Consider the following 20784-nt stretch of genomic DNA (forward strand, 5'->3'; position numbering starts at 1 on the left):
TTGGGTTAACCTGTGGGGGGGGGCCTGAAACTTGTTGTTATTGTGCGCCCCCCCCCCCCACCGGGGGGGGGGGGGGGGGGGTGGGTGGGGGGGGGGGTGGGGGGGGGGGGGGGGGCGGGGCCGGGGTTCGGCGCGTGGGCGGCCGTCGGCGGTGCGGGCCCGACGTGGCCGGCCATGCGCCTCACCCGCCGGGTCCGGTCGTTCGATGCGTCCGCTCACCCGGCGACGAAGCGATCCCGGGGCTCGCCGTGCAGCCGGCCCGGGGGCAACCTGCGGCCGAACGCGACCAGGAGGAGGTCCTGGCCCGTGCCGGTCAGCGGGGTGCCGCTGCCGTAGGACCAGTCGAGGTCGTCGGCCCGCAGTTCGACGCCGGTCAGGTCGACCCCGAAGAACCTGACGCCGCGCGGGGTGATCGCGTCCAGCAGGATGCGCAGCCGGTCCTCGGGCACCCGGCGATCGAGGCCGAGCGCGACCGTGATGTCCAGGCCGTGCACCACGTCGTGTCCGAGTCCGGCCGTCCTGCCGCCCGGTGGCTTCCACGGATTCTCCGCGTTGTCGGCGAGCACCGCGACGATCTCGTCCGGTGACAGGGTGGCGGCGTCCGCGCGGTCGAGGTGGTCGGCCATGCGATGGAGGTTGCCGCGGGCCTTGATCAGTTCGAGGGCGATCCGCGGCAGCGAGTAGCGAAAGCCCATCGACATGTGGGCGGCCACCTCGCGCACCCGCCACCCGGCGCACAGCGAGGGCGCATCCCACTGCTCGGCCCGCAGATCGGCGAACAGGGCGGCCAGTTCGCGGCGTTCGGCGGCGATCTCGGACCCGAGCGACGGTGTCGACGGGTGCTGCGGGTGGTGGGGTTCCGGCGCGGGGTGCGGCGTGTTGCCAGTCATGTGATCAAGCGTGGCGACCGGCCTTCGATAAGTCCAAGACGCTTCCTTTCTCGGAACTAGAATCGATGGTTATGGAGCTGAGGCAGTTGCAATACTTCGTCGCCGTGGTGGAGGAGGCCAACTTCACCCGCGCGGCCGCCCGTCTGCACCTGGCGCAGCCGGGGGTGAGTGCCCAGATCCGGCAGTTGGAACGCGAGCTCGGCCAACAACTGCTCGACCGCTCCGGCCGTACGGTGACCCCGACCCCGGTCGGCGCGGCGGTACTTCCCTTCGCGCGGGCCGCGCTCGCGGCGGTCGAGAGAGTCCGGCACACGGTGGACGAGTTCACCGGGCTGCTGCGCGGCCGGGTCACCCTGGGGCTGGTCTCCGGCGCGGCCACGCACGAGTTCGACGTGGCATCGGTGCTCGCCGGCTTCCACGACGACCATCCCGGGGTCGAGATCACCCTCACCGAGGACACCTCGGAACACATGCTCGCCGCCCTGCACCACGGCGAACTCGACGTCGCGATGGTCGGGATCGTGGATCCGGAGCCACCGCCGGGGCTCACCTTCCGGATGATGGTCGACGAACCCGTCGTCGCCGCCATGGCACCGACCGATCCGCTGCTGACGCCGGGCCGGACCACCGTCCCGCTGGCCGCCCTGCGGGACCGCCCGTTGATCGGCCTGCCGCGCGGCACCGGGCTGCGCGGGGTGCTCGATCGCGCGTGCGCCGAGGCGGGATTTCGGCCACGGATCGCCTTCGAGGCCGCCGCACCCCAGTTGCTGGTGCAATTGGCTGCCCGCGGCCTGGGTGTTGCCGTACTCCCCGCGCTGCCGCCCGCCGTGGCCGCGACCGCCGGCCTGCGCACCCTGCACCTCACCGACCCGAGCCCACGTGCCCGGATCGCCCTCGCCTGGCAGAGCACCGGCCCGGCGAGTCCCGCCGCCCGGGAACTCCTGTCCCGCCTTTGCGGGATCCCGGCCACGGGGGCATCGACCACCGACTCGACTGCCGCCGGTTTCGCGGGCGCCGGGGTCCCGGCGGGGTAGGGCGGGACGGGCCCGTCGGGCGCGGTGGAGGAGAAGTCGGCCCGGGCCGGCGCTCGCGGCGACCACCGGCGGAACCGCTCCGCGACACGGCGTACTCGGCGGCGGCGCGGGGTCGTGCTCCGGCCCGCCCTCGGGGATGCGTAAGCGTGGCGGACCGGAGCCGTGTCGTCCTGGCGGTCAGCCGGCGGTCAGGCCGCTGTCGTTGTGCAGGACCGCGCCGTGTACGTTGCGGGCCTCCTCGGAGGCGACGTAGGAGAACATCGCGGCGATGTCCTCCGGCTGGGCCATCGGACGCGGCGTCATCGCCCGGCCGACCAGGTCCCAGTCCACGTCCGCCGGCATCTGGTAGTTGGCGACCAGGTTGGTGTCGATGCCACCCGGCGCGATCGCGTTCACGCGCAGCGGCTGCTTGGCGAACTCCCAGGCCAGCGACCGGGTCAGCTGGATCACGGCGCCCTTGCTCATGGTGTAGACGACGCTGTACGCCAAGCCCATCACACTGGCGTTGGACGCGATGTTGACGATGTTCCCGGAACGCTCCAGCAGGTGCGGGATGGCGGCCTGGCACATGAAGAAGTAGCCGTCGATGTTGACGCCCATCATCCGCCGGTAGTCCGCCTCGGTGACCTCCAGGACGTGCTCGGCCCGCGCGATGCCGGCCACGTTGCCCAGCACGTCCAGCCCGCCGAACTCGGCCACCGCCGCCGCGACCGCCGCGAAGCATTCCTCGCGCACCGACACGTCGGTGATCCGGGTCGCGACCTTGCCCGCGAGTCCGGCGGCCAGCTCCGCGGTTTCGGCCAGCGCCGCCTCCGCGATGTCCAACGCGAACACGTTCGCACCCTCCGCAGCCAGGCGCAGCGTGGTCGCGCGGCCGACCCCGGACCCCGCTCCGGTGACCACCGCGGTCTTGCCGTCGAACCGACCGGACACGTGGGCTATCGACATACGTTCACTCCATCGGACGAGAGCGGTGCGAGACGCAAAAGGGCGCCCCTGACCAGTGCTGACGGATCGTGCCATAGCCACGATGGGGAAACCAGGGTCACGGACCCCTGCGCCGGGCCTCACACCCCACACCCGGCCGCGCGCGGGCCGGGGCGGGCCGAAGAGCATGAGTCGCCACCCGGGCCGGCGGCGGGATGTCGAGCGCGGGCGGAGGTGGCCGTGGTGGTGGGTCAGAGGCCGGCGTCGGTCAGGTCGGGGTTGTCGGCGTGGTTGCGGCGGGCGGCGAGTTCTTCCCGGGCCTGTTGTAGGAGGCGTTCGCCGGAGCTTTCGGCAATGCCGAGACTGTCGGCGATCTCCTTGCCGGTCAGGTCGGTTTCGGCGGCGAGGAGGGAGACGAGAGAGAGGACGCGGGGGTCACGGCGGGCGGCGCTGGTGAGTGCCGAGCCGTCCGGTCTGCGGCTCGGGCGCGGGATGTCGTGGTCGTACTCCCCGATGGGCTCGGCGCTCGGGGGCTCCGCCGGCGGGTGGGGCGTTCGTGCGGATGCGGAAGTGCCGTCGCCCGCCGCCGACTCGGTCGGGGCCGGAGGGGGTGTCGGGGTGACCTTGGGCGCCTCACGGCGAGGGGCGGGCGTGGAGGTGGTGGGGCGGCCGGCCCCGCGGCGGGTGGTGGTTGCGGGAACGGATGCCGGGTCGGTGGTGGCTGCCGGGTCCGGGTTGCCGGCGCGGCGGGCGCGTGGCTGGCGGTGGGCGTTCGGGGGGCGAGGCGACGTCGGGCGAGGGGTGGTCGCGGCCGGGGCCGTCGCGTCGCGACGTGGGGCGGGGATGTCGGGCGACGCGGCGACGGGGATGGAGGTGGGGGCGGCGGTGGTGGGATCCGGGTCTGACGCTGGGGCTGCGTCCGGGTGCGACGCCGGGTTCGGGGCCGCGTCCGGGTTGGGGTGCGGATACGAATTGGGGTGCGGGTGCGGATTCGTCGGGGTCGGGGACAGGTTGGTCTCGTCGGCGTACGTGGGTGGCGCGTCGGTCGGCGTGTGAGGTTTCGCCGTGGCGTGCGGGGATGCTTCGGGCGCGGCGTGGTGCGCGGCCTCCTGCCATCGCACGTCCGCGGTCGGGTGGTGGTGCAGGTCTCCGCCATCCCACGGGTGGGTGTCCTCCTGCCCGTGTGCACCGACGAGGCCCGTCGGGTCCTCGTCGGGCAGGCCGGTGGTCGCCGGGTGGGGTTGTGACGGGCCCTCGGCATTCGACGAGGCGTCGGGAGCACCGTGGGCACGGTGGGCGTCAGGACGCGTGGCGAGGGGATCCGACGCCGTGATACCCGCCGCTCGATCCGGGTCCGGGTCGTCCGGCCGCGCACCCGCCGCCTGGCGATTCGCGCCCTCTCGGCCGGAGGACTCGGACCGCACGTCGCGAGGCGGGTTCGTCGCGCCCACCACAGCCATGTCCGCCACATGCCGACGCGCACCGGGTGCACGCGATCCGTCGTGGCGCGTACCCGCACCGCCCGGAGGTACGACGCCCACCTCACGAGGCGGAATTATCGCGCCCGACACCGCACCGCCCGTCGCCGTCCGGCGCTCGGCCGCGGACCCCGGCGGGCCACCGCGCACGCCGACCCGAAGGTCGGCGCGACCCGATGCGGCCTGCGCCGCGTCCCGGGCCCGGCGCTCGGCGTCCGGCGACGCAGTCGGCGCATCCGCGGCCACCGGCGCGCCCGAACCCCGGCCGTCACGACCCGCCGAACCGGCCATCGTGCCGCGACCCCCGTCCCCACCCTCCGGGGATGCCGCCACCTCGGCGGTCCGGAAGCCTTGCCCGTCCGACGGAGTCGCCGCCATGCCGCGCGTCCACTCGGGGGCATCCGACGTTCCGGCTGCTCCGGGCCCACTCGGATACCCCGAACCCGTCGACGCGTCCGGATAGGGGCCGTCGACTCCCGATCGCGCCGCCTCCGGGCTCGGGCGCAGGCCGTCCGGACTCCACCGGTCCGGGTCCCCGTCCCCCGCCGAAGCGGCCACGAACTCCCGCGTCTGCTCCCCCGCATCCGCTGCTCCGGCCACCACCGCTGCTGCCTCCGGATCGCCGTACCCCGTCGACGCGTCCGGGGCGTTGGACGGCGCAGGTCGGGGCGCTTCCTCGGTCATCCGGGGCGCAGCTCCCGTGCCCGTCGTGCGTCGGGTCGGGGACGCGGACTCCGGTGGGCCGAGGGGCGCGTCCTCGGCGTGCGGTCCGGCGTACCGCGCGGCCGGCGCGGACGATGACGCCATCGCGTCTCGGCCCGGCTCCCCCACCCCGGCACGCGAAGTCGCGGTCGCGCCACCGAGGTTCGGTGCGCCGAGGGCTGGGTGTCGGTCGAGGTGCTCGTGGCCCTGTCCCGGGACGGTCGCGGCGTACGCGGTGACCGGGGGCTCGGCGGGGGCCGAGACCGCGACGCCTGCCACCCGGCGGACCAGGGTCGGGTGTGCGGCGCCGCCCTCGGGGTGTGTGGGGCCGGAATGCGGGTGGCCCTCTCGCCGACGAGCCGAGTCGGCGACGTCCGGGGTGGGCCAGGTCATGTTGGCGAGCCGGCCGACGTCGACGAGGACGCGCAGTTGTGGGAGTACGGCCGCCTCCACCGCGGCGTCGGCCAGTCGCACTCGCGCCGCCGTACGTTGGGCGAACGCCTCGGCGCGACGGTATCGGCGGTCGGTGCCGCGCTTGGGGCGTGCGGCCGAACGGCCGTCCCCGGCGACCTGTGCGGCGCGGGCCTCGGTGGCCTGGCGCAGCCGGTACAGCGCGCGGGCCGCGCGGCGCTCGCGGACTCGTTCGGTCGCCTCGGCCGCGCCCAGGTGTTCGTCACTGGCGAGTTCGGCCAGGACCAGGACCCGCTCGATCGGATGCAGCCAGCGGATCCACCCGACCCGACGGTCCGCACGTTCGGTCCGGGCGTGCCGCTCCTCGGCCAGACCCAGTTCCCACAACACGGCGGCGATCGGCGCCCAGATCCCGAGCGCGAACGCCTCGCCGAGGTTGGCTCCCTCGCTGGCCGACATCGAAGCGGACAGCAGCGCGAGCACCCACACGAGGGCCCCCGACAGGCCCGCCGCGGCTCCCCGTGCGGCCCGCCGGCGAGCCCGAAGCGCGCAGACCACCGCGGCGAAGTCCAATGCGACGAACGGCAGATACGCCCACGGCCCGTGCAGGCCCATGACGTCCCGACCGAACTTGCCGAGCTGAGCCGCCGACAGACCCGCCGCCGCAGCCGCGACCGCGGCCGTCAGCAGGTCCTCGACCCGCCGCCCCCGCCGGTCCCTGGTCGCGGATCGGTCGCTCTCCAGCGCCTTGCGGGCCTCCTCCGGCAGGGCCGCGACGCGGGCTCGTTCGGCAACCGCGCGGCGGCGGGCACGTTCGATGAGGACGGCCGAGGCCAGCACGACGAGGGCTCCGGCCAGATAGGGCCAGTGCCGGGACCAGTCCCAGCGCGCGAGGTCCAGCATGTGTGCGACAACTCCTTCGTCCCGCGCGGGAGGCGCGGGTCCGAGTCGGGAAGTGCTCGTGTCGATGGGTGATTCGGGCCGCGGAAGAGGGGTCGAGCGCCGGCGGGGAACCTCCGACGTTCGGGGGACCATCCTTCGTACGGGACCGTTCGTTCTGTCGGGACGGTCCTTCGGTGGGCGAACCTACCTTCGCGGCGCGGGAGTCTGCTTTCGGCATCCGCTCCGCCCGCTGGACCCGCCTCGTCTGCCTCGTCTGCCTCGGACGCCGATCGGTGATCGAGTCGGCAACGTTCGATGCGACCGAGACAACCAAAGCGACCGAGGCAACCGAAGAAACCGAAGCAACCGGAGATTGAGCGGACGACGGACGACGGGCAGCAAGCGGGCGGACCACCCGGGGTATCCGATCAGGCGCCGCGGACATCCCTCCACCGCATGGACAGCGGGCGCCGCGCACCAGCACCGGCAGGTACGTGCGCGCGTACGCACATGCCTGCGGCCACCGATCGGCCGGCACCTCCGGGAGGGCACCAAGTGCACGCGATCCGCGACGTCGGCCGAGCGCCCCAACGCGCCACACGAAGCCGTCAGGACGCGAAAGCACGGAACCGCCCGGGCGACGCCGGATCACCGCGACCCGACGACACACCCGCTCGCGCTCGCGCTCGCGCTCGAACGCACCCGCGTCCAGCCCACAACGGCACCCCGGCCGAGTCCAATTGGACTCACCCGGAGCCCTGTACCGATCGCACCGATCGCACCGATCGCCCCGATCCCGCCCACAGCGCCCATCGCGCCCACCGCGCCCACTCGCCGTACGGCGCCGAGCGCCCCGCGGCGGCTACGCCGAGACGACGCCCCGGCCCGCATCCGAGCGCGCGCCCGGGACGGCACCCGAACCCGCCCCGGGATCGGCCCCGGGTTCCGTCCCGGAACCGTCCGTCGCGTCCGTCGTGTCGGTCGTGTCGGTCGTGTCCGTCTCGGCAAGTTCTCGTCGCGCCCGCGCCACCTGGCGTTCGAGTTCGTCCAGGTAGGCCACCGCCGCCGCCCGGTCCTGCCGGGCCAGCGAGGTCAACCATCGGCGCGGGATGGTGTCCGCGGCCTTGGCCGTGTAGTCGACCACCCGATCGCCCTCGACCTCCGGCTCGATGCCGAGCGAGTCGAGGTAGTTCCGCACCTGTTCGACCGCCGCCGCGGGTGAGAACGCCTCGCCGACCGCCGCCACCGCACCGCGCAGCACGGCCGCCGTCAGCGGTACGGACTCCGCCTCGGCGACCGTGCGGTACACGGTCACCGCCGCCTCGTTCCCGTACCGGCCCGCGAGTGGCACGAGTTCGCGGACCTGGGCCTCGTTCACGGCCTTGAGTCCAATTGGACTCAACGCCTCCGCGATCGGCCAGGCCTGGATCAGTCGGTCCGCGTACCGGCGCTGCATGTCCCAGCGGTCGAGGCAGTAGTCCTCGAAACTCTCGTAGCGAGTGCGGTACAGCCGGGCGTCACGAACGATCTGCAATGCCTTGCCGGCCGCCCAGAACGCGACCCGCAACGTCTCGATCGCCGCCTCGCACGCGGCCAGTTGCCGCTGCTCGTCGTCGATCAGTACCGGGCTGTCGGACAGCGGTCGAAACGGCGCCGGCAGTTCCTTGGCCATGTCGGCGGCGGTCCGCAGCCGACGCGGCTCGGCGGCCGTCCTGGGGGCACGTTGCCGGCCCATCAGATGGCCTGCTCGATCGCGAGGGCGAGCTTGTAGAAGTCCTCGCGGGCACGCAACGCCGTACCGCTCTCCTTGTATTGGGTGACCACGAGCCCGCCCTCCGCCGCATGAGCGTGAATCTTGTACTTGCGAATCGGCTCCCGCGCCCGGGGGTAGCCTCGTTCGTCTATCCACGCCTCGACCCGGGCCCGGTCGGTCTCCCCGTCGCGCGGATCCCACAGGTTCACCACCGCGATGTACGGAATCCCGCGCGGCTTGAGCACCCGCTCGATCGTGTACTCGCTGGGCGACCAGCTCATGAACTCCGGCGTGATCGGGACCACGGCCAAATCCGCCACTTCGAGCATGTCGCGCAGGGCGTCCGCGGCCGCGCCGTGCCCGAGCGGGTCGGTGGCGAGTTCGGCCTCGGGGTCGGTGTCCATGAAGCCGGGGCTGTCCACGACGATGCGCGCGACCCCCGGATCGGCCTTCAACTCGGCGAGCATGCCGGGCTTGCCCTTGGTGGACATGTAGTCGAACGGCAGGAGTTCCTCGGGAACCCGGTCCGCCCAGTCCTCCATCGACCCCTGCGGGTCGATTCCGCACGCGACCACGGGTGCGTCGGCGTCCGGATCGATCGGCCCGGTGGGGGTGAAGTTCTGCCCCTGCACGGCGGCCAGGTTCACCGCGATGGTGCTCTTGCCGACGCCACCCTTGCGGTTGATCACGACCACGACCTTGGCCTTGGGCGGTGACGCCGATCTGCGGGCAGGGCTCATCTGGGACCTCCGTTGGCTTCCCCATCACGGGTACTCGGACGTCGCTCAGCATGCCAGAGCCCCGAACGGCAACCCCCTTTCGGGACGCGCGACACTCCGCGAAGTCGACCACATCGGGGAAACCGGGCAATCACGAACGTCAGCGGGTGATCCGACCGTTTCCGGCGCACCAGACTCTTGCGTTATAGGCAAGGTTGTATGCGTTCACAGCAAGATGCGGTTAGCGTCGTTCGTGTTCGGCCCCGGCCCGCCGCACGCCGACCCGAGCAGGCGAAGGGTGTGCTCGCCCCCACCTGCCGCGCGGCGCCCGCGCTTCGGCTCTGCTCCGGCGGTAGGCGGCGATCGGCGGCCATACCCACATGCCGTTCGGGAGGAATCCATGAATACGAACCAGCCCGATCAGGCGACCGCCGACCCGAGCGGCTCCCCCGGCGAGAGCGTGCCGGACGCGCGCCGGCGTCGCATGATCCTGATCACCGTCTGTATCGCCTTGATGGCCGTCATCGCCTCGGTGTCCGGGCTCAACGTCGCCCAGCCCGACCTCGCCGTCGCGTTCGGTGCCTCACAGCGCACCATCCTGTGGATCATCAACATCTACACGCTCGGCCTGGCCGCGCTCCTGTTGCCGCTCGGCGCGATCGGCGACCGCCTCGGCCGCAAGCCCATGCTGCTGGCCGGTCTGACCGTCTTCGGCGTCGCCAGCGCGGCGGCGGGTCTCGCCCCGTCGGCCGAGGTCATGCTCGCCGCCCGCCTGTTCAGCGGTGTGGGTGCGGCGATGATCATGCCGATCACCCTCGCCGTCATCACCTCGACCTTTCCCGCGGAGGAACGGGGACGGGCGATCGGTGTGTGGACGGGCGTGGCCGGCGGTGGCGGCGTCCTGGGCATGTTCCTGTCGGCCGCCCTGGTCGACGTGGCGAGTTGGCGGTGGCTGTTCGTACTGCCCGTCGCCCTCGTCGTCGTCGCCCTCGTGCTGGCGCTGCGGTCCGTCCCCGACTCCCGCGCGGCGTCCGGACATTCGTTCGACACCGTCGGCGCGCTGACCTCCGTCGTCGCGGTCGTCGGGCTCATCTTCGTCCTCCAGGAAGGGCCCGAACGAGGCTGGACCACTCCCGTGACCCTGCTCGGCCTCGTCGTCGGGGTCGTCGCCGCGATCGGCTTCGTGGTCTGGGAACTGCGCCGCGGGGAAACGGCGCTCCTCGACGTGCGCCTGTTCGGCAGGCGGACCCTGGCCGGCGGCTCGATCACGCTCCTGGTGGTCTTCGGGGTCCAGGCAGGCATCTTCGTGGTCCTCTTCCCGTTCCTCCAGGCCGTCCTGGGCCTGTCCGGGTTGGTCTCCACACTGGCGCTCATGCCCATGGCCGTACTGATGATGGCGGCCTCCGGCCTCGCCCCACGGTTGGCCGCGCGGGTCGGCCCCCGGGCGACCATGGCCACGGGCATCTTCCTGGCCGGTGCCGGTTCGGCGCTCATGGCCGTCCTCGTCTCCGTCGACGGCGGCTACCTGTCCGTCCTTCCCGGCATGCTCCTGATGGGCATCGGCATGGGCCTGTCGATGACGCCCTCCACCGAGGCCATCACCAGCGCCCTCCCACAGGAGCACCAGGGCGTCGCGTCCGCGCTCAACGACGTCACCCGTGAGTTCGGTACCGCGCTCGGCGTCGCCCTGCTCGGAGCGCTCCTGTCCTCCGGCTACCGCGACGCCATCGACTCCCGCCTCGCCGGTGTTCCCCAAGGCCCCGCCGACACCGCACGCGAAGGCGTCGCCAATGCTCTCGACGTCGCGAACCGGACGGGGCCACACGCGCAGACGCTGATCCACGCGGCCCGGGAATCGTTCGTCGACGGCTGGCAGCAGGCCATGTGGGCGGGAGTCGCGGTCATGGCCGCCCTCTTCCTCTACGTCCTCGCCCGAGGACCCCAATCCCCCACCCACACACCGGCGAACGAACCGAAGCCGGAGCCGGAGCCGGAACCGAGACCGGAACCGGAACCGGCCGACACGACCACCCGATGACCCCGAACGACCGCGAGCCGTCTCGACCCGGCGGCTGAACGAACGGCCGGCACCCGACCCGAACCACCCGTGTGCCCCTGTGCCCGTGTGCCCGAGGCGAGCAGGGTCGGGGCCGGTCCGGCGGATCCCGCCGGACCGGGCCCCGGTCCCGAAAAGGGTCAGCGCTTGAGCGTGAAGGTGAAGTCACCGGAGAGCTTGCCGCTCAGCCGGACTGCCGACACGACTTTCCCCTCCGTGATCAGTCTCTCCACCTCGGCCCGCGAAAGACCGCACCCTTCGGCGATCAGTCGCGCCGGCCGGACCGGGATCCGCGCCGCGAAGCGAACCGAGACGTCGATCACCTCGCCGTCCGGGGATTGCGATTCGCCGGTGTCGAGGCGCCAGGCGTCGTCCCAGTCGAGGGCGATGCGATTACGGCGCCGCACGAACGGATCCTGGAGCAACTCGGCTGTCAGGCCGGGGTCGTTGGCATGCAGCCGGTCCAGCAGCTCGGGCCGTACGGAGCGCACGTTCATCCGCTCCAGGACCGTGAGCTTTGCGGTTTCCCCGCAACCGGTACAGCGCGCGAGGAGCCAGGCGTCGATCAGCTTGTGGTTTGCGTTGACGCGAAATTTGTTGCTTGCCCGGAAGCGCTCGGATGCGCACGTATGGCAACGGCGGAGAACGAGCGGTAGGCAGGCGGGCGCGACCACCCAGATTTCGAGCACAGAAGTACACCGGTTTCAGTGAGAAATCCGCAGCAAAAAGGAGCGCGGCGCACAGGCGCGACGCGCGACGATTCAGCGCTCGGGAGGTCTCACAGGGTGTACAACGGCACGTCCTTCACCAGACGACTGGGTTCGACGGCACGGTAATGGCGTACGGCGGCGCTGTTCCACCGGTTTTCGAGCGCCTCACCGCAGGTTCGGTCCGGCGAATCACGGACGAAGCCGGAGCCGAAAGGCGAGCCGTACCCGCAGCCAAAGGCGGAGCCGAAGCCGAACCGGAGGCCCGAAACCCGGCCGGGACAGGGGCCGTAGACGACGAAAGACGCCGCCTTTAGGGTGGACCGATGGCATCGATCAAGAAGTTCCAGGTCACCTTCGACTGCGCGGAACCCGAGCGGGTCGCTCGCTTCTGGTGCGATGTGCTGGGGTACGTCGTACCGCCGCCGCCGGAGGGGTTTGCCACCTGGGACGATTACGATCGCTCGCTGCCGGCCGAGCGTCGGGGTGCGGGGTTCGTATGCATGGATCCCACGGGTGTGGGCCCGCGAATGTACTTTCAGCGTGTTCCCGAAGGCAAGGTCGTCAAGAATCGGGTGCATCTCGACGTGCGGGTCGGCACCGGGCTCGTGGGCGAAGAGCGCGTGGCCGCACTCGAGGCCGAATGCGCACGACTGGTCCCGCTCGGCGCGGTACGCGTGCGACTGCTGCGTGCCGATGAGTACAACGAGTCGTGCCTCCTGATGCAGGACATCGAGGGCAACGAGTTCTGCCTCGACTGAGCATTGCGGGACGGTTGATATGACGCCCATGACTCGGGTGCTTCGGGTCGGGCACGCCCGATGACGGCCGGAATGCACGCTCGTTTCCTCGGCATCGGCGATCTGGTCGAAACCCCATCCGTGGCGGTCGTGGTCGACGTCATGCGGGCTTTTACCGTGGCTGCCTGGGCCTTTGCCCGAGGGGCGGAAAAGATCGTGCTCGCCGAGTCCTTGGACGAAGCCCTCGCGCTGAAAGCTCGCCACCCGGATTGGATGGCGATCAAGGACGGTCCGCCCGCGCCCGGATTCGACACCGTCAACTCCCCGGGCCTGCTGCGGTCCATCGACTTCGGCGGACGGACCGTTGTGCAGAAGACCACGGCCGGGACGGTCGGCGCCCTTGCGGTCAAGGACGCGCCGCTGGTGCTGTGCGCCGGCTTCGTGGTGGCGGAGGCGACGGCTCGGCTCTTGCGGACCCGCGAGGGTGACAGTGTCACGTTCGTGGTCACCGGCGAGGATGGGCGGGCCGACGAAGATCTGGCGTGTGCCCAGTACATCGCTCGCAGGATCGGCGATGCCCGGACGGATGCCGCCGAGTTCCTCCACCGGGCTGCCGCATCGCGCGCCGCCGCCGAACTGGCGGAGGGGGTGCGTCAAGGAGTCCATCCCGACGACGTTGCGCTCTGTCTCGAGGTCGACCGGTTCCCCTTCGCCATGGTGGCGGCCTCGGAAGGCTCGCTCATGATCCTGCGTCCACGCGCGGTGCCTGCGCTGACCGACGAGGGCCCGGTCCCGGTCTGACGGCCGGCGAGGTTCACACGCAGCACGCGAGAGCGGGCCCGCCGTCGGGTAGGCGGCGTTCCGGCCGGGCTCAGCCGTGGAGGATGGCGGCGGCGTCGGCGAAGAAGCGGTCGCCGGCTGTGGCTGCGGACGGGGCGAGTCGGTCCATGGTCAGGAAGCCGTGGATCATTCCGGGCTCGCGGCGGTGCCGGACGCGGACTCCGGCAGCGGCGAGACAGGCGGCGTACTCGTCGCCCTCGTCGCGAAGCGGGTCGTGTTCGGCGGTGACCACCACGGCCGGCGGCAGGCCCGAAAGGTCGGCGGCGAACAGCGGGCTGACCCTCGGATCGGCGCGACGGGCCGCGTCCGCAACGAAGTTGGCCACGCCCCACGCGACGGCGTCGGTGGTCAGACCCCAGCCGGTGGCCTTGTCCCGCGTACTCGGGCGGGACAACGTCAGGTCGGTGTTGGGGAACGCGAGGATCTGCGCCGCCGGCAACGGGGCGTCCTCGGCGCGCATCCGCAGACAGGTCAGCGCCGCCAGGTGGCCACCCGAACTGTCCCCCGCGACCGCCGGCGGCCCCGCCGCACCCGACAGTTCGCGGGAGTGCTCGGCGGCCCAGCGAAAAGCCGCGGCGGCATCGTCGGGCCCGGCCGGCCAGGGGTGTTCGGGGGCCAGGCGGTAGTCGACGGCCAGTACCGCGACCCGCGCGGCCAGGGCGAGTCGGCGGCACAACCGATCGTGCGAGTCCAGGCCGCCGATGGTCCACATGCCACCGTGCAGGTAGACCACCAGCGGGAGCGGATCGAGGGTGGGTCGGTACAACCGGGCCGGAATCGGCGGCACCGTCACCGCCGGGCCGTCCACGAGGAGATCCCGAACCTCGGCAACCTCGGGCCCGGCCGGCCCGCCCGCAAGGCGCTGCCGCTGCCGCCGCCGCATCTCGACGGCACCGAGTTCCCGCGCAGCGGGCCCACCGGCACGCCGCTCCGTCTCCAGGTAATCGGCAAGCTCCCGATCCGCAAGAGCCCTCACTTCGTCATTCCCCATACCGCCCAGCCTGCCGGCCACCCCTCACCACGACCCACTCGCTGTAGGGGCACTCCAGCGAAGACTCAGCGTCCGGTGGTGCCGTCGATGAGTTCACGGAGGATGTCGGCGTGGCCCGCGTGCCGACCGGTTTCCTCGATCATGTGGGTGAGCGCCCAGCGAACGCTCGGCGACGGGCCCGAGCGCCCGGGCCGGGGAAGCGGTGCGCCGAGATCGGTGCATTCGTCGAGAACCTTGTTCGCGCGGTCGACGGTCGCCCGGTAGCGGGCGACGACGTCGGCGACGGTGTCCTGGGAGTCGGGGCGGAACGTCGCCTGCCAGTCGCCGACCTTTTCGCCGAGGAACGTCGCATTCTCGACGGCGACCAGGTGGTTGAGCAGGCCGAGCAGGGTGGTACCCGAGGGCACGTCCGATGTCCGGACCCGAGGCTCTGCGGCTCCGTCGACCTTCGCGGCGATCGAGGACCGCAGGTAGTCGAGGAATCCGCGCAGCACCTCGACCTCGCTGTCGGCGGTGCGGGGCGGAGGGGTGTCACGGCGGCGGGAGGCGGGGGACACGGCGTACTCCTTCGTGGCGCGAGTGCGGTGCTTGCCGGGGCGGAAACACTCGGTCCGGCGGACCGGCGAGACGTGGTCGACAACCTCGGTGGTGTGCCCCTCGGCGCCGACCGCAATCCGGCGCGGCGTCTCCTCCCGGCTTCGGTGTGGCCAGTCTCGACCGACACGTCACGAGGTGGCGACAATCCTTGCCGTTTCGGCAAGCCGATGGACCGTGAGCCGTCAGCGTCGGATCGCGGACATAATAGATCCGCAATTCGGGGATAGACTTCGGAGATGACGCCGTCGCAAGAGTCATCGCCGCGCCCCGCGACGGGGCGCATCATCTTCCTGAACGGCACCTCCAGTTCCGGCAAGTCCAGCATCGCCGCCGAACTGCTGCGCATCCTCGAACCGTCGCACTACCACCTCGCGGTGGACGCCTTTCACGCCATGCGGTCGAAACGGCACATTCCGCCGGACCTCGTGGACGCCGAGGTCGACCGTACGGTCAAGGGCTTCCATCGCGCGGTTGCCGGCATGGCCGCCGCCGGCAACCCGGTCGTGATGGACCACCTTCTCAGCAAACGTTGGCGCCTGCTCGACTGCCTGGACGTGTTGCCCGCCCGCGACGTGGTCCTGGTCGGATTACGGTGCCCACGCGCCGAGTTGCTCCGTCGCGAACAGGCGCGCGGGGATCGCACACCGGGCACGGCGGCCGTTCAGTTCGACCGGGTGCACGCGCACGGGGTGTACGACCTCGAATGCGACACGCACACCGACAGCCCCGCCGAATGCGCCCGCCGGATCCGCGACTTCCTGCCGAGCCGCCCGACCCCCACCGCCTTCGAACGCCTGCGCCGGATGCTGCGCAGCGAGTGAATCCGCACGGCACGCACCGGCCTCCCGCACGAGCCGGCTGATCCGAGTGCTGCGATGCCGCCCGGCCACCGCCCGGATGCGGGCCGGCGCTCGGACCATCCGCCCGGCGCATGCGAATCACGCCCGACCCCAAGTCCCGCACCCCCGCGCGCCGTCGTGATCATCGGTGCGTCACCGGGCCGGGTTTCACGCCTTCTCGGTCATCTGATCGTCGGCAAAACTGCCATACGTACGCCGGCCGGCCGACCCGGGCGCCCCACCACAGGCGCCCCACCACGGACGCCCCACCACGGACGCCCCAGCGCGGATGCCCCACCCGGGCCCCCGCGCCGTTCGGCCCGGCGGCCGTGTGTCCACGTCGATCGAACCCTGGAGGGACATGTACGCATGCCCGAGACCCCGCCGGCTCCGCACCGCGGCCGACTCGCGATTACCTCGGCGGACCGCGGTGCTCGCCGACGTCGGGCCGGGCGGGTACCGGCGTGTGTCGTCCGCCGACGCCGAACTCCCGTCGCCGGAAAGACCTTTGTCACCGGTGAGGCCCGCGTCGCCGGTACGGCGGATGCCGAGCCGGTCCGCCCCGCCACGTCGAAGCCGCGCGAGCGCGGGGACGCACCCATCCGGACAGGAGGCACCCGCATGACCGCCACCGACCTCGACCTGCCCGGGGTTCCCACCCACGTGCCGGTCCGACGCCCCTCACGTCGGATCGACGTCGGCGCCGTCCCCGTCGGCGACGGGGCACCGATCAGCGTGCAGACCATGACCACCACCTCCACCGCCGACGTGGACGCGACCCTGCAACAGATCGCCGAGGTCACCGCCGCCGGATGCGACATCGTCCGGGTCGCGGTGCCGTCCCGGGACGACGCCGACGCGTTGGCCGCGATCACCGCACGGTCGCCGATCCCGGTGGTCGCGGACATCCACTTCCAGCCGCGCTACGTCTTCCAAGCCATCGACGCGGGCTGCGCGGCGGTACGGGTGAACCCGGGCAACATTCGCCGGTTCGACGACAAGGTCCGGGAGATCGCGGCGGCGGCCGGCGCGGCGGGTGTGCCGATCCGGATCGGGGTGAACGCCGGCTCGCTGGACCCGAGGGTACTGGCCCGACACGGCGGCCGGGCGAATCCCGAGGCGCTGGTCGAATCGGCGCTGTGGGAGTGCTCGTTGTTCGAGGAACACGGCTTCCGGGACCTCAAGATCGCGGTCAAGCACCACGATCCGCGCACGGTGATCGAGGCCTATCGGCTGCTCGCCGCGCGCTGCGACTATCCCCTGCATCTGGGTGTGACCGAGGCCGGGCCCAGTCTCCAGGGTTCGATCAAGTCCGCGGTGGCCTTCGGCATCCTGCTCGCGGAGGGCATCGGCGACACGATCCGGGTGTCGTTGTCCGCGCCCCCGGCCGAACAGGTCAAGGCCGGTTGCCACATCCTGCAATCCCTCGGACTGCGCCCGCGTCGGCTGGAGATCGTCTCCTGTCCGGGCTGCGGCCGACTCCAGGTGGACATCCACCGCCTGGCCCGCCGCGTCGAGGCCGCCTTCGACGGTTTCCCCGTCCCGCTGCGCGTCGCGGTCATGGGTTGTGTCGTGAACGGCCCGGGCGAGTCCCGCGAAGCGGACATCGGCGTCTCCTCCGGCAACGGCAAGGGCCAGATCTTCGTCCGCGGCGAGGTGGTCAAGACCGTCCCCGAATCCCACATCGTCGAAGCCCTCCTCGAAGCGGCCCTGAACCTCACCGACCCGCCGACCACACCCTGACCGCCGCAACACCCCGCCGCCTACGCCCGCCCCCACGGCCGCCCCCGGCACGCCGGGCGGGCCCGAAGCGCCGGATGCCGGAAGCCGGGCGCGGCACTAGGGTGCAGAGCCATGACGTACGCCACCGATTCACGCGTCGACGACTACATCGAGGGCCTGCCCGACTGGCAGCAGGCCATCTGCCGTGAGGTGCGCGACCTGGTCCACGGCGCGGACCCGGAGGTGGTCGAGACCATCAAGCGCACCAACCGACCGTACTTCGTCCTCCAGGGCAACATCTGCGCCCTGCTCGCGGCGAAGGACCACGTCAACGTCTTCCTCTACGACGGCGCCATCGTCCCGGATCCCGAGGGAATCATCACCGGCGGCCACGACAACAAGACCGCCCGCACCGTGGCCGTACGCCAGGGCGAAACCATCAACGCACCGGCCCTCACCGCGATGTTCAAGCAGATCATCGCCAACAATCGGGCCGGCGGTTGGCGCAAACTCAAGCGCTGACCCCGAACCTGCCGACATCCCACTCCGTCCCTCGGCGGCCGGGTACGCCCGGCGACCGTGCATCGCCGGCCACAAGGAGCAGGCCGCAGGTCGCCGGGCCGCAGGCCCCATGCACAGCGCTTGCGCGTTTGCGCAAAAAGATGACTTCCTTCGTACTACTCTTGCGCTCATGGTGCGTCGACTTGCTGAGGTTGCGAAGAAGGTCGGAGTGAGCGAGGCGACGGTCAGTCGCGTGCTCAACGGGAAGCCGGGGGTGTCGGAGGGGACGCGGGCCGCGGTGTTGACCGCGTTGGATGTGATGGGCTACGAGCGGCCCACCCAATTGCGGGGCGAGCGGGCGCGGTTGGTCGGGCTGGTGTTGCCGGAGTTGCAGAATCCGATCTTTCCGGCGTTCGCCGAGATCGTGGTCGGGGCGCTCGCGCAACGCGGGTTCACCCCCGTGTTGTGCACCCGGACCGCCGGCGGCGTGACCGAGGCCGACTACGTCGAGATGTTGCTCGACCAGGCCGTATCCGGGGTGATCTTCTTCGGCGGGTTGTACGCGCAGGCCGATTCGCCGCACGGCCACTACGCCCGCCTGGCCGAGCGCAACCTGCCCACCGTGTTGCTGAACGCGGCCGTGGACAACCTCGACTTCCCCCGGGTGAGCTGCGACGACGCGGCCGCCGCCGAGCAGGCCGTCGCGCATCTGACGGCGCTGGGCCACGATCGGATCGGGATGATCCTCGGCCCGCCGGACCACGTGCCCTCCAACCGCAAACTCGCCGCCGCCCGGCGCGCCGTGCACCTTCCGGAGGACCGGGTCGAACACGCCCTGTTCTCCCTCGAAGGCGGCCAGGCCGCCGCCACGCGGTTGATCAATCGCGGCATCACCGCGCTGGTGTGCGCCAGCGATCCGCTCGCGCTCGGCGCGGTAAGGGCCGTACGCCGCCTGGGACTTCACGTCCCGGGCGATGTGTCGATCGTGGGCTACGACGACTCCGCGCTGATGTCGGCCACCGACCCGCCGCTGAGCACCGTGCGCCAGCCGATCGAGCTGATGGGCCGGGCCGCGGTCGAGTTGCTGATGGCGGAGATCGCCGGCACCCCGGTCACCCACGACGAGCTGCTGTTCGAGCCGGAGTTGGTGCTGCGCAAGTCGTCCGGCCCGGTGCCCACAGCCGACCGGGAGACGCCCGGAACCCGCCCGACCGGCCCCACCACCCACTGAAGGGCGGAATTCTGCAAGTCGGGATCGAGGGAACCACCGACCTCTGTCGCTAATTTGCGAAATCTCGTCGACATCTTGTAGAGCCATGGCCCCTCGTGGTTGAGTGTGCAGCGCCACGCAGCGCCCGGAACGCGCCGTCCCGGAAGCCTGCGCCTGCTCGTTCCATTCGTCGGGTTCCACCGAGTTTCCGACCGAGATCGGCACGACCGACCCCGGGCCATGTCGTGCTGCCCGCGTTCCCCCGCGGGCGGCCGACGACCCGGCCGACGGCCGACGCGGGTCCGCACGGTCAGAAGGGCTCCCTCAGATGCGTCAGACGCGCAACACCGCGACCAGGTACCGCAGATCCTCCGCCGCACTCGTCGTCACCGCCGGGCTGCTGTTCGCCGGCGTCGCCTGCTCGGACGACTCCGGCGACAAGGCGGACAGCGCCGACAATGCCAAGGCCGACCCCTCCGGCGCCGCGAACGCCCCCGGGACCGGCGGCGGCAAGAAGGTCTCGATCACCGTCAACTGCAAGCCGCCGCGCACCGCCGAGGTCGACCGCAGGCAGTGGGAACAGGACGTGGCGACCTTCGAGAAGGCCAACCCGAACATCAAGATCGAGTCCAAGGACGCGTTCCCGTGTTCGGACCCGACCACGTTCGAGGCCAAGCTGTCCGGCGGCCGGATGGAAGACCTGTTCTACGTCAACTACACCAACGTGCAGACCGTGCTCGCCCGCGGCGGCGCGGCCGACATCAGCGCCTACATGGAAAAGACCGTGTCGGGCAAGGAGCTTCGCCCCGACCTGGTGAAGTACTTCCAGGACACCGGCGGCAGGACGTTCGGCGTACCGCGCACGAACTACTCGATGGGCCTGGTCTACAACCGCGCTCTGTTCACCAAGGCGGGCCTGGACCCGAACAAGCCGCCGGCCACGTGGGACGAGGTCCGCGCCGCGGCCAAGAAGATCGCCGACAGCGGGGGCGGCACCGTCGGCTACGCCGACTACAGCGCGAGCAACCAGGGCGGCTGGCACTTCGTCGCCGAGCTGTACTCGCGCGGCGGCGCCGCGGTGTCCCCCGACGGCAAGTCCGGCACGGTGAACACGCCCGAGGGCCGGGCCGTCCTACAGACCCTGCACGACATGCGCTGGACGGACAACAGCATGGGCAGCAAGCAATTGCTGACCATCGCGGACGTGCAACAGATGATGGGCAGCGGTCGGCTCGGCATGTTCCTGGCCGCGCCCGACAACATCCCCACCATCGTCAACGAGTTCGGCGGCAAGCTCGCCGACCTGGGCATCGCACCGATGCCGGAGGGCAAGGGCACGCTCGCCGGCGGCGACGGCTACATGTTCAACAAGAAGTGCACGCCCGAGCAGATCGAGGCGGGCCTGAAGTGGCTCGACTTCCTCGCCCTGACCCCGGGCAAGGGCCTCAACGACTGGGCCCGCGGCAAGACCGACAAGGAACCGGTCGGCCTGCCGGAGCCGGCCATCTGGACCGGCGCCGCCGCCAAGTCCAACATCGACCTCAAGGCCGCCAACGCGAACCTGCCGGTGGAGAACTACGCAAGCTTCGCCGCCGCCGCCGTCCCGGCCATCGCCGAACCCCCGAACGGCCAGCAGATCTACTCGATCCTGGACGGCGTGGTCTCCAGCGTGCTGACCAAGAAGGACGCCGACCTGGACAAGCTGCTCGGCGACGCGAACGCCAAGATCACCCAGCAACTCGCCAATTAGGCACACCGCGCACTCGACGGGCCGGCCGGGACCCC

Annotated in this window: 18 protein-coding genes; 10 read left to right on the forward strand and 8 right to left on the reverse strand. The window is 71.5% G+C overall.

What is annotated here, in order from left to right:
- Positions 1 to 215: 215 nt before the first annotated feature.
- The gene (locus ACIBM5_RS06785) at positions 216 to 890 is read right to left on the reverse strand and encodes a maleylpyruvate isomerase family mycothiol-dependent enzyme (RefSeq protein WP_396005744.1); all 675 of its coding nucleotides are present in this window, start codon (positions 888 to 890) and stop codon (positions 216 to 218) included.
- Between the two features lie 71 nt (positions 891 to 961).
- Between ACIBM5_RS06785 and ACIBM5_RS06790 the strand changes: the two genes are divergently transcribed.
- On the forward strand, positions 962 to 1924 hold the full coding sequence (locus ACIBM5_RS06790) for a LysR family transcriptional regulator (RefSeq protein ID WP_396005745.1): 963 nt from the start codon (positions 962 to 964) through the stop codon (positions 1922 to 1924).
- 177 nt (positions 1925 to 2101) lie between these two features.
- Here ACIBM5_RS06790 and ACIBM5_RS06795 read toward each other — a convergent pair whose 3' ends face one another.
- Both ACIBM5_RS06795 and ACIBM5_RS06800 read right to left on the reverse strand, forming a co-directional pair.
- Entirely contained in the window at positions 2102 to 2872 is a 771-nt protein-coding gene (locus tag ACIBM5_RS06795) for an SDR family NAD(P)-dependent oxidoreductase (protein WP_396005746.1), read from the reverse strand.
- A 230-nt stretch (positions 2873 to 3102) separates the two neighbouring features.
- Positions 3103 to 6345: a hypothetical protein gene (locus ACIBM5_RS06800; RefSeq protein WP_396005748.1), complete on the reverse strand. Its 3243-nt coding sequence runs from the start codon at positions 6343 to 6345 to the stop codon at positions 3103 to 3105.
- A gap of 173 nt (positions 6346 to 6518) precedes the next feature.
- Between ACIBM5_RS06800 and ACIBM5_RS06805 the strand changes: the two genes are divergently transcribed.
- Entirely contained in the window at positions 6519 to 6701 is a 183-nt protein-coding gene (locus tag ACIBM5_RS06805) for a hypothetical protein (protein ID WP_396005749.1), read from the forward strand.
- Positions 6702 to 7186: 485 nt separating this feature from the next.
- Here ACIBM5_RS06805 and ACIBM5_RS06810 read toward each other — a convergent pair whose 3' ends face one another.
- Together ACIBM5_RS06810 and ACIBM5_RS06815 are read right to left on the reverse strand one after the other, a co-directional pair.
- A complete protein-coding gene (locus tag ACIBM5_RS06810) occupies positions 7187 to 8059 on the reverse strand; it encodes a hypothetical protein (protein ID WP_396005750.1) in 873 nt (290 codons plus the stop codon).
- Positions 8059 to 8817 carry a ParA family protein gene (locus ACIBM5_RS06815; protein ID WP_391585811.1) on the reverse strand — a complete coding sequence of 253 codons (759 nt, stop codon included), beginning with the start codon at positions 8815 to 8817 and terminating at the stop codon, positions 8059 to 8061. Before ACIBM5_RS06815 ends, ACIBM5_RS06810 begins: the two co-directional genes overlap by 1 nt.
- A gap of 379 nt (positions 8818 to 9196) precedes the next feature.
- On the opposite strand from ACIBM5_RS06815, the gene ACIBM5_RS06820 reads away from it, so the two are divergent.
- Positions 9197 to 10834 (forward strand): MFS transporter, encoded by a 1638-nt coding sequence (locus ACIBM5_RS06820; protein ID WP_396005751.1) that lies wholly within the window; start codon positions 9197 to 9199, stop codon positions 10832 to 10834.
- A 158-nt stretch (positions 10835 to 10992) separates the two neighbouring features.
- On the opposite strand, the gene ACIBM5_RS06825 is transcribed toward ACIBM5_RS06820, so the two are convergent.
- Positions 10993 to 11541, reverse strand: coding sequence for a DUF1062 domain-containing protein (locus ACIBM5_RS06825; RefSeq protein WP_396005752.1), 549 nt, complete (start codon positions 11539 to 11541; stop codon positions 10993 to 10995).
- A 344-nt stretch (positions 11542 to 11885) separates the two neighbouring features.
- Between ACIBM5_RS06825 and ACIBM5_RS06830 the strand changes: the two genes are divergently transcribed.
- Positions 11886 to 12320 carry a VOC family protein gene (locus tag ACIBM5_RS06830; protein WP_396005753.1) on the forward strand — a complete coding sequence of 145 codons (435 nt, stop codon included), beginning with the start codon at positions 11886 to 11888 and terminating at the stop codon, positions 12318 to 12320.
- A 72-nt stretch (positions 12321 to 12392) separates the two neighbouring features.
- A complete protein-coding gene (locus ACIBM5_RS06835) occupies positions 12393 to 13100 on the forward strand; it encodes a 2-phosphosulfolactate phosphatase (RefSeq protein WP_396005754.1) in 708 nt (235 codons plus the stop codon).
- A 70-nt stretch (positions 13101 to 13170) separates the two neighbouring features.
- On the opposite strand, the gene ACIBM5_RS06840 is transcribed toward ACIBM5_RS06835, so the two are convergent.
- On the reverse strand, positions 13171 to 14130 hold the full coding sequence (locus ACIBM5_RS06840) for an alpha/beta hydrolase (RefSeq protein WP_396005755.1): 960 nt from the start codon (positions 14128 to 14130) through the stop codon (positions 13171 to 13173).
- A 65-nt stretch (positions 14131 to 14195) separates the two neighbouring features.
- Complete coding sequence (locus tag ACIBM5_RS06845) at positions 14196 to 14687, reverse strand: DinB family protein (protein ID WP_396005756.1); 492 nt, start codon at positions 14685 to 14687, stop codon at positions 14196 to 14198.
- 276 nt (positions 14688 to 14963) lie between these two features.
- Between ACIBM5_RS06845 and ACIBM5_RS06850 the strand changes: the two genes are divergently transcribed.
- The 5 genes from ACIBM5_RS06850 (at position 14964) to ACIBM5_RS06870 (ending at position 20749) form a co-directional block, all read left to right on the forward strand.
- Positions 14964 to 15548: a chloramphenicol phosphotransferase CPT family protein gene (locus tag ACIBM5_RS06850; protein ID WP_396005757.1), complete on the forward strand. Its 585-nt coding sequence runs from the start codon at positions 14964 to 14966 to the stop codon at positions 15546 to 15548.
- Between the two features lie 639 nt (positions 15549 to 16187).
- On the forward strand, positions 16188 to 17309 hold the full coding sequence (ispG, locus tag ACIBM5_RS06855; RefSeq protein ID WP_396005758.1) for a flavodoxin-dependent (E)-4-hydroxy-3-methylbut-2-enyl-diphosphate synthase: 1122 nt from the start codon (positions 16188 to 16190) through the stop codon (positions 17307 to 17309).
- 111 nt (positions 17310 to 17420) lie between these two features.
- Entirely contained in the window at positions 17421 to 17810 is a 390-nt protein-coding gene (locus tag ACIBM5_RS06860) for a DUF1801 domain-containing protein (protein ID WP_391585820.1), read from the forward strand.
- Positions 17811 to 17979: 169 nt separating this feature from the next.
- Positions 17980 to 19020, forward strand: coding sequence for a LacI family DNA-binding transcriptional regulator (locus ACIBM5_RS06865; protein WP_396005760.1), 1041 nt, complete (start codon positions 17980 to 17982; stop codon positions 19018 to 19020).
- Positions 19021 to 19327: 307 nt separating this feature from the next.
- Positions 19328 to 20749 (forward strand): ABC transporter substrate-binding protein, encoded by a 1422-nt coding sequence (locus ACIBM5_RS06870; RefSeq protein WP_396005761.1) that lies wholly within the window; start codon positions 19328 to 19330, stop codon positions 20747 to 20749.
- The last annotated feature ends 35 nt before the right edge of the window (positions 20750 to 20784 follow it).

Source organism: Embleya sp. NPDC050493 (genome assembly GCF_044458105.1).
In the GTDB taxonomy this organism is placed as follows: domain Bacteria; phylum Actinomycetota; class Actinomycetes; order Streptomycetales; family Streptomycetaceae; genus Embleya.

Bases quoted from the DNA above. Each gene is read 5' to 3' on its own strand.
- ACIBM5_RS06850 (WP_396005757.1), top strand. From the start codon at position 14,964: ATGACGCCGTCGCAAGAGTCATCGCCGCGCCCCGCGACGGGGCGCATC.
- ACIBM5_RS06860 (WP_391585820.1), top strand. From the start codon at position 17,421: ATGACGTACGCCACCGATTCACGCGTCGACGACTACATCGAGGGCCTG.
- ACIBM5_RS06795 (WP_396005746.1), bottom strand. From the start codon at position 2,872: ATGTCGATAGCCCACGTGTCCGGTCGGTTCGACGGCAAGACCGCGGTG.
- ACIBM5_RS06830 (WP_396005753.1), top strand. From the start codon at position 11,886: ATGGCATCGATCAAGAAGTTCCAGGTCACCTTCGACTGCGCGGAACCC.
- ACIBM5_RS06815 (WP_391585811.1), bottom strand. From the start codon at position 8,817: ATGAGCCCTGCCCGCAGATCGGCGTCACCGCCCAAGGCCAAGGTCGTG.
- ACIBM5_RS06820 (WP_396005751.1), top strand. From the start codon at position 9,197: ATGAATACGAACCAGCCCGATCAGGCGACCGCCGACCCGAGCGGCTCC.
- ACIBM5_RS06810 (WP_396005750.1), bottom strand. From the start codon at position 8,059: ATGGGCCGGCAACGTGCCCCCAGGACGGCCGCCGAGCCGCGTCGGCTG.
- ACIBM5_RS06835 (WP_396005754.1), top strand. From the start codon at position 12,393: ATGCACGCTCGTTTCCTCGGCATCGGCGATCTGGTCGAAACCCCATCC.
- ACIBM5_RS06800 (WP_396005748.1), bottom strand. From the start codon at position 6,345: ATGCTGGACCTCGCGCGCTGGGACTGGTCCCGGCACTGGCCCTATCTG.
- ACIBM5_RS06785 (WP_396005744.1), bottom strand. From the start codon at position 890: ATGACTGGCAACACGCCGCACCCCGCGCCGGAACCCCACCACCCGCAG.
- ACIBM5_RS06865 (WP_396005760.1), top strand. From the start codon at position 17,980: ATGGTGCGTCGACTTGCTGAGGTTGCGAAGAAGGTCGGAGTGAGCGAG.
- ACIBM5_RS06870 (WP_396005761.1), top strand. From the start codon at position 19,328: ATGCGTCAGACGCGCAACACCGCGACCAGGTACCGCAGATCCTCCGCC.
- ACIBM5_RS06840 (WP_396005755.1), bottom strand. From the start codon at position 14,130: ATGGGGAATGACGAAGTGAGGGCTCTTGCGGATCGGGAGCTTGCCGAT.
- ACIBM5_RS06790 (WP_396005745.1), top strand. From the start codon at position 962: ATGGAGCTGAGGCAGTTGCAATACTTCGTCGCCGTGGTGGAGGAGGCC.
- ispG (WP_396005758.1), top strand. From the start codon at position 16,188: ATGACCGCCACCGACCTCGACCTGCCCGGGGTTCCCACCCACGTGCCG.